Here is a 978-nt window from a genome sequence, read left to right on the forward strand (position 1 = left end):
ACCCAAGGCTTACTGAGAGCAATTCCGTCGATCACCGAAGACATGCCTCGTTTGCCAACCATCCCTGGCAATCCACCGAGCTCCTTGATTAACCACCAAGGCTGCCCGTTTAGAGATCGCTGTGATTACCGACTCGCTCGCTGCCAAGCCGAAACGCCGAAGTTTATGCCGCTCAATGGTCGTCAATCCATCGCCTGCCATGTCAAAGCCCAAAGCAGCATTTCACTCATCCACCAGTCGGCTTAAGGAAACGTTATGAATCAGAAAGAAGTGTTATTGTCCGCTCGCGACCTGCAAGTGCATTTTCCTGTTTCGCGACACCTCATTCCGAGCCGAAGAAAGATCGTACAAGCCGTCAACGGCATCGATTTGGATGTTTATCGAGGCGAAACGCTCGGCATTGTTGGCGAATCAGGCTGCGGAAAATCCACCTTAGCGCGTGCTCTGCTGCGCTTAGTTGAACCCACGCACGGTAAGCTCACTTGGAAAGGTGAAGACATGCGTGGCTTCAGCAAAAACAAGTTAGCGCGTCGTCGCCAAGAATTTCAGATGATATTCCAAGACCCATCGGCGAGCCTCAATCCGAGATTGACGATTTCAGAATGTATCGCAGAGCCGTTACTCACACACCAACCTCAACTCAAACGCGCCGAAGTCGAAAAACGCGTCATTGCGATGATGGACAAAGTGGGTCTGTTGGCAAGCCAACGTAACCGATATCCGCATGAGTTTTCTGGCGGTCAGTGCCAACGTGTTGGCATCGCGCGCGCCTTAATTCTCAATCCGGACTTAGTGGTGTGTGATGAACCCGTCAGTGCATTGGATGTATCGATTCAAGCGCAGGTCATTAATTTGCTCGACGACCTTAAACAAGAAATGGGACTGACACTGGTGATGATCGCACATGACCTGAGCGTTGTGCGTCATATCAGCGACCGAGTGATGGTGATGTACCTTGGCAAACCAATGGAAGTGGGA

At 51.2% G+C, this 978-nt stretch carries 2 protein-coding genes; both read left to right on the forward strand.

What is annotated here, in order from left to right; all coding sequences use genetic code 11:
• Window positions 1-246 (forward strand): oligopeptide/dipeptide ABC transporter ATP-binding protein (locus tag R7Q48_RS25170; RefSeq protein WP_411979283.1); only part of this gene is annotated, 246 nt, incomplete at its 5' end.
• 9 nt (window positions 247-255) lie between these two features.
• A partial coding sequence (locus R7Q48_RS25175; protein WP_318132864.1) for an ATP-binding cassette domain-containing protein occupies window positions 256-978 on the forward strand: 723 nt, incomplete at its 3' end.

Source organism: Vibrio sp. 378, from assembly GCF_033339435.1.